Raw genomic sequence first — 7,139 nt, 5'->3', positions numbered from 1 at the left:
ATCGCATTGAGCAACAACTCACGAGGCCGAGATCGAATCGTCGGCGCATGACGAGCCCCGTCAACCGCTGAACGCACCTTTTCATGAGAGTTGCTCCCTGCATCAAGATGTGGTATATAGGAGAGGGAGGTACCGTGAAGGATCTCTGCACCCGCTGCACCATCTGCTGTTACCACAAGACGCTCCAAAAAGACGGGACCATTCTCTACACGAACAGGCCGTGCGAGTATCTGGATATGGGGACGGGCCTGTGCATGGTCTACGAGTTCAGGAAGGAGGCGAAGAAGGACTGCTTCCGGATCACAAAGAAGATCGCCGCACTCGGGGTCCTGCCCCAGGGGTGTCCCTATGTGGCCGGGAAAAAGAGGTACAAGGGCCCCCGCCTGACCAAAAAACTGAGAGAGCTCGCGCAAAAGACGCTTGGAACCTACGCGAATGCGGAGAAAGACCGTGCGGCAAAGGAGCAAGGGTGATCCGGAAATATAACGGAACCATGCCAATAGCTGCCGTCCTGCCTGGACATCGGCAACCCATTTCACCCAATGGGTTCCCTTGACAAAAAAAGATATAAGGAAGTCAACATGAAGATAACAAGGCTGCTTTTAATTTTCCCTCTGTGTATCTTGCTTTTTTTCACCGGCTGCGGAAAGGCTGAAGAATCCTCCCGTACAAAAGCAGATAAAAAGATCCAGGGGGTCGAAACCGAAGAGGTCATCAGCCGTGAGATCGACGTCACCTTGAGCGCTGCCGGCACGGTCCGGGCCCTCACGAGTTCCACCCTTTCCAGTAAGGTCATGGGCAATATCAAGACGATCCCGGTCAAGGAAGGGGATCGGGTGGAACAGGGACAGGTCCTGATTGAAATCGAGTCGCAGGATATCGAGGCCAGAATCAGGCAGGCCGAAGGCGCTCTCGAATCCGCGAAAGCCTCCCTCCTGAATGCAGAGGCCCATTACAACCGCATCTCCGGACTCTTTCCCAAAGGCGCCTCCAGCCGGGCCCAACTCGACGCCGCCACCATGCAGCGGGACAGCACAAAAGGGATGGTCCGGCAGGCGGAAGGATCGGTCACCGAGGCCCGGGCCATGAAGCAATATGCCAAGATCACCTCTCCGGTCAGCGGCGTGGTTGCCCGCAAGATGGCCGAGGTGGGGGAGCAGGCCGCGCCAGGAAGACCTCTCATGGAGATCGAGGATACCCGGGGTTTGCAGTTTGAGACCTTCGTTCCAGAATCCATTCTCCCCGAGCGCAAGATCGGGGAAAGCGTCTTTGTCCGGATCGATGCCATGGGGGACGCACAGGTCAAGGGACAGATCGCAGAGATGGAGGCATCCGCAGATCCGGGTTCCCACTCCGCAAAGGTCAAGATCCGCCTGGGAGAAACAAAAGGCGTGATCTCCGGAATGTATGGGAAGGCCATGTTCATTATAGGGAAACGCAGCGCGACCCTGGTCCCGCAGCATGCCGTGATTCATCTCGGGCAGCTCACCGCGGTCTATGCGGTGGATCAGGACAGGGTCCTTCATCTGCGCCTGGTGCAGACCGGAAAGTCCATGGGCCGCCATGTGGAAGTCATCTCCGGACTCAAGGACGGAGAACGAATCGCTGTTTCCAAGCTGAATCAGATCGAAGACGGCATGGAGATCTCCGAATGAAACAGATCGGGATCGCGGGCCGTACGGCCTCCGCCTTTATCAACTCCAAGCTGACTCCCTTGATCATCCTCGCCGCCCTCCTTTTCGGGGCCATGGCCGTGATGATCACGCCACGAGAAGAGGAGCCGCAGATCATCGTCCCCATGATGGACGTCTTCGTACAGTTCTCCGGCGCCTCCCCGGAAGAGGTGGAATCCAGAATCACCTCCCCCATGGAACGGAAGATCTGGGAGATCCCCGGCGTGGAATATGTCTACTCCATGTCCCGGCCCGGCCTCTCCATCATCACGGTCCGCTTCTACGTGGGAGAGGACGTGGAGAACTCCCTGGTCAATCTGTATGACAAGCTCATGTCCAACATGGACATGAGCCCGCCGGGAGCGTCCCCTTTCCTGGTCAAGCCTAAATCCATAGACGATGTGCCGATCCTCGCCATGACCCTCTGGGGAGGTAACTACGATGAATACACCCTGCGCAGAATCGCCGAAGAGGTCGGAACCGAGATCAAGAAGCTCGACAACATCTCCGATGTGGAAATCCTCGGCGGCAGGAAAAGAGCGGCCAGGGTTGAACTCTCCCAGGAACGTCTCGCCTCCTACGGCATTTCAGCCCTCGGGGCCGCCCATTCCATCGAGGCCGTGAACTGGAATCTTCAGTCCGGAGAATTCAGCCGAAAGGACCGCTCCATCCTCGTGGAGATCGGGAATGACCTCAAGGATACTGAAGACCTCAAGGACGTCGTGGTCGGCGTGCAGAACCGCCGTCCTGTCTATTTAAAAGACGTGGCCGAGATTTCGGACGGACCGGATGAGCCTGAGGACTATGTCCTCTTCGGAGCAGGGCCGAAGGGGCATGAGAAGGGGATCCCGGAAAATCAGATTGGAAAGAGATTCGCGGCCGTCACCCTGGATGTGGCCAAAAAGAAAGGGGCCAATGCCGTCCGGATCGCCCGTTCCATCGAAGAGAAGGTGGAGGCCCTCAAGGGAAGGATCATCCCGTCGGATGTCCATATCACCCTGACCCGAGACTACGGCGCCACAGCCGAAGAGAAATCCAACGAACTGATCAAACACCTTTTCCTGGCCACGGTATCGGTCACCATCCTCATCGGGATCGCCCTGGGTTTTTATGAAGCCGTAGTCGTGGCCGTGGCGGTTCCGGTCACGCTGGCCTTGACCCTCTTCTTCAGCATGCTCTTCGGTTACACCCTGAACCGGGTGACCCTCTTCGCCCTGATCTTCGCCATCGGCATCCTGGTGGATGACGCCATCGTCGTGGTCGAGAACATCCATCGCCACTACAAACTCAAGAAGGAAGACTGCTTCACGGCCTCCATTACCGCGACCGATGAAGTGGGGAACCCCACGATCCTCGCGACCCTCACGGTCATCGCGGCGCTTCTCCCCATGGTCTTCATCTCAGGGCTCATGGGGCCCTATATGGAGCCGATCCCCGTCAATGCCTCGGTGGCCATGCTCATCTCCCTGCTTATCGCCTTTGTGGTCACCCCCTGGCTCACCTACCACATGACGGGGAAGAAAACGCACGGGGAAGAGAAAGCGCCGGCACTCAAAGAGACGCGGCTGTATAAGCTCTACCATGCCGCCCTGTGCCCCCTGATCATGAGCCGTGGGAAACGATGGTCCTTTATCGGGCTCGTCACCCTGATGCTCTTCCTCTCCATGTTTCTGGTCTATGCCCGTTTCGTTCGGGTGAAGATGCTCCCCTTCGACAACAAGAGCGAGTTCCAGGTCATCGTTGACATGCCCGAAGGAACCACGCTCGAGGCCACATCCAACCTCTGCATGGAGATCGGCGACTACCTCGCCGCCGTACCCGAGGTGACCGACTACCAGATCTATTCCGGGACCCATGCCCCCATCAACTTCAACGGGCTGGTCCGGCACTATTTCCTCCGCCGGGGCCCCAACGTCGCCGACATCCAGGTCAACCTCGTGGAGAAGCATGCACGAAAGGCCCAGTCGCACGAGATCGCAAGTCGCGTCCGGCCTGCGATCCGGAAGATCGCCTGGGCGCACAATGCGAGGGTCAAGATCGCTGAGGTTCCGCCCGGACCGCCCGTGCTCTCCACCCTGGTGGCCGAGGTCTACGGCCCGGACCTTGAAGGCCAGAGACGGATCGCCGGACAGATCCGGGACATCTTTGACAATACCGAGGACGTCGTCGACGTGGACTGGTATGAAGAGGATCTTCAGCCCATGGAGAGGTTCGTCATCGACCGGGAGAAGGCATCCCTCCTTGGGGTATCCCCTGAGGAGATCACAAAGACCCTCCGGCTCAGCCTCGCCGGTATGGATGCGGGGCTTCTGCATATTCCTTCTGAACGGGAGCCGGTCCCCATCCGGATGCGCCTCGCAAGAGAGGCCCGCTCCAGCGTGGAAGACCTGAGCGCCATCAAGATCCAAAATATGGAGGGGACCCTTATTCCTCTCTCTGAACTGGTCCACGTGAAAGAGACCGTCTCGGACAGGACCATCTTCCACAAAAACCAGAAACGGGTCGTCTATGTCATCGGAGACATGGCCGGAACTGCGGAGAGCCCGATCTACGGGATCCTCAATATGAGAGAGAAGATCTCAGCCATCAAGATCCCGGAGGGGTACGAGATCAGACAGCACTATGCCAAAGAACCCGGAAGTGAAACCCGGTACGCCATGAAATGGGACGGGGAATGGCAGATCACTTATGAGGTCTTCCGGGACATGGGGATTGCCTTTGCCGCCGTGCTGGTGCTGATTTACGTCCTGATCGTGGGATGGTTCCGGTCCTTTCTCATCCCGGTCATCATCATGGCGCCCATCCCCCTCACGCTGATCGGCATCCTCCCGGGCCACTGGGTCACGGGGTCCTTCTTCACAGCCACCTCCATGATCGGATTCATCGCCCTGGCCGGGATCATCGTCAGAAACTCGATCCTCCTTGTGGACTTTATCCGGATGCGGGAAAAAGAGGGCGGGACACTGACCGAAGCCGTGCTCGAAGCCGGGGCCGTCCGCTTCCGGCCTATCGTGCTTACGGCCGCGGCCCTGATCGTCGGCGCCCTCGTCATCCTGCTGGATCCCATCTTCCAGGGGCTCGCCATCTCGCTCATCTTCGGGATCTTCGTCTCCACCGCGCTGACCCTGATCGTGATCCCGCTCCTCTATTACATGGTGATGAAGAAAAAACAATTCGAAGACCGTATCCAGTGACCGAAGATATCCTGTGCGTGCGCCCTCGATGCCGCCGGCTCGTAGTTTTTGAAAAAGCGCCTCGGAAACTGTGGTTGTCTCATCTGCTGGCGTCAGTGACGGGCATAGAACCATCTCAAGAAACATAGCCGCGATCCGTCGCTTCATATGAAGTCAACCTCCCACTCTTCTCAAGATAGGACTATACAGAGACATCATCATCCCATGAAGTGCAAGTGTTTCACTGATCACTATTCACCCGAAGTCAGATGGGAAACGTCTGTCCTGTTTATTTTAGGCGCGTCTATCGCTGTTTCGGGACCTGCCGGGTCCGTTCGCGCTCGGCCTGATTCCACCTTTGAGCGGCAAGCGATCCGCTATTTGCCCGTCTCATATTTGAAGGAGAGGCTCACCCTGGCCCGATAGGCGACTACCTTGCCGTCCTCGACCTTCATGTCCAGCTTTCCGATTTCAGCGATCCTCAGATTCTTGAGGCTTTTGCCCGCTACCTCTACGACATTCTTCGCGGCATCTTCCCAGGACACGTCGCTTGTGCCGACCAGTTCGACCACCTTGTAGACACTGTTGCTCATAACCTTCCTCCTTAATAATTCAAGCGCCTCTGTCAGACTGCCTATGGCTACACTTCACAAATCCCGTGGATCGAATCGCACGCTTCGGCATATAATTTCTCCAGCCAGTCTTCCCTTCGAAGGAAGCTCATCATCGGCATGCCGCATTCCGGACAGGATTTCATCCTTGCCAGATGCCGCATCACGCGCTGAATCGAAGTGACAAAGGTGGCATGGCTCCAGGTGAGCGGTGAAACTGAAACGGGTTTGCCTGTATAGGGGTGGACCTGTTCCGCCAGCACACCGGAAGGGAGGGCATGTTCGGAGACCCAGTTGATGATCTCGATAGCGGCCTTCATCTCGTCTTCATTTTGGGCCGTCTCTGTCAGGTAATCCGCAAACCAAAGCGTGCAGATAAACCACGGGTTGCCCGGCAGATCCTTGCTCACGCGGTGGTAATCATCTCCCTCATAGCGTGCCATGCCTCCGACATCCGTCTTCACCCACAGCTTTTCCCTCAACGCCGTCATCGTGGAGGTGATCCTGGAATCCCGGGCCGAATAGAGTCCAAAGGCGAAGAGGCCCCAGAGGCTCGCGTCCAGCGTTCCATCCACTTCGAGATCGCCGTTGCCGTTCCGGTAGACCATCCGGCAGAAGCGGTTCAAGTCGCTTCGCCAGAGGTACATGGACGCCGCATCCCGGATCTCTGCAGCGGCCTTCCGGTATTTCTCGGCCTTCTCTGTCTCACCGAAGACCGTGCAAAAGAGCGAGGCCGCAGTCAGACCTCCGAAAACAGCGCCGGTGGTGAAACTCAATATCCCGCGCCGTTCCTCCCATAGATCATAGGAGGGTGCGGGCAAGCCCGTTTTCTCATCTCTGTACTGAGACATGAAATCCGCCGCGTTTTTGATCAGGGGTTTGTACAGAGGCTTGATGAACTCAATATCCCGGTAGAGAACAAAATGGTGCCAGAGAGCCCAGATGACCAGGGCCGTCTCATCTTCCTGAATGGGGAGCTGGCGCTGCCCGTTGACGATCCAGGGATGCCAAGATGAGGCCGGAGTGCCGTCGGGATTGTATTTATGCAGAAGAAATCCCCCATGCCCGATGACCCGGACGATAAATTCGTAAAAACTCTGTGCCGGCACAGGATAGCCGGCGAGATCCAGGGTGTTGGCGATAAGCGCCCCGTCCCGCGGCCATATATAGGAGTAGGTGTCCCGCCCGAATTGGGTGATGTCCGAGTCATTGGCCGCGAGGATCCCCCCCTCGGAGTCGATCTGTGTCGCCATGACCAGGAGGCTGCGCTGGTAAAGTTCCCGCACCTTGTCCGGGAACTGCTCCATGGGAGGCGTCTCCTTGCGCAGCCAGATTCTCCAATAGTCCGCGGTCCGCCGAATCAGGACCTCGGCGCCTTTTCCTTTGACCAGTGCATTCAAACGCCGAACGTCATTCAAGGTCTTGCCAGCAGTGATCCAATAATATCCCTTTCCAGTCCCCAGTTCCTTTAGCGGAAGGCTCAAGGAAATGACCGAATCCACGGAGCCCTGGGCGATCGGATTCCCGGAGAGCTGCCCGTCTTCGGCATCTTTGAAGGTCCCTTCATTCCCCTGCATCCCTTTCTTGCCCGTGGCGTACTGCGTCACCCCGTCTGATCCCATGACATGCCCGTTGGCAAGAAAATAGCGAGGGCCTTTGTAGTGGACCACCCCGCCGGTCTC

5 protein-coding genes are annotated in these 7,139 nt (G+C 57.5%); 3 read left to right on the top strand and 2 right to left on the bottom strand.

The features are described 5' to 3' along the window. The first annotated feature begins 107 nt into the window (after positions 1-107). The 3 genes from AUK29_00205 (at position 108) to AUK29_00195 (ending at position 4,867) form a co-directional block, all read left to right on the top strand. Positions 108-473 carry a hypothetical protein gene (locus AUK29_00205; protein ID OIP66711.1) on the top strand — a complete coding sequence of 122 codons (366 nt, stop codon included), beginning with the start codon at positions 108-110 and terminating at the stop codon, positions 471-473. A 108-nt stretch (positions 474-581) separates the two neighbouring features. Then, positions 582-1,655, top strand: coding sequence for a hypothetical protein (locus AUK29_00200; protein OIP66710.1), 1,074 nt, complete (start codon positions 582-584; stop codon positions 1,653-1,655). Continuing rightward, complete coding sequence (locus AUK29_00195; GenBank protein ID OIP66709.1) at positions 1,652-4,867, top strand: multidrug transporter AcrB; 3,216 nt, start codon at positions 1,652-1,654, stop codon at positions 4,865-4,867. Before AUK29_00200 ends, AUK29_00195 begins: the two co-directional genes overlap by 4 nt. Before the next feature lie 356 nt (positions 4,868-5,223). Here the strand turns inward: AUK29_00195 and AUK29_00190 are convergent, their stop codons facing one another. Both AUK29_00190 and AUK29_00185 read right to left on the bottom strand, forming a co-directional pair. Further along, positions 5,224-5,439: a transporter gene (locus AUK29_00190; GenBank protein OIP66708.1), complete on the bottom strand. Its 216-nt coding sequence runs from the start codon at positions 5,437-5,439 to the stop codon at positions 5,224-5,226. 47 nt (positions 5,440-5,486) lie between these two features. Continuing rightward, positions 5,487-7,139: glycoside hydrolase family 15 (locus AUK29_00185; protein OIP66707.1), on the bottom strand; the 1,653-nt coding region annotated here is incomplete at its 5' end.

Source organism: Nitrospirae bacterium CG2_30_53_67, assembly GCA_001873285.1.
Taxonomy (GTDB): Bacteria; CG2-30-53-67; CG2-30-53-67; order CG2-30-53-67; family CG2-30-53-67; genus CG2-30-53-67.
This window is presented reverse-complemented; position numbering and strand designations above follow the sequence as displayed.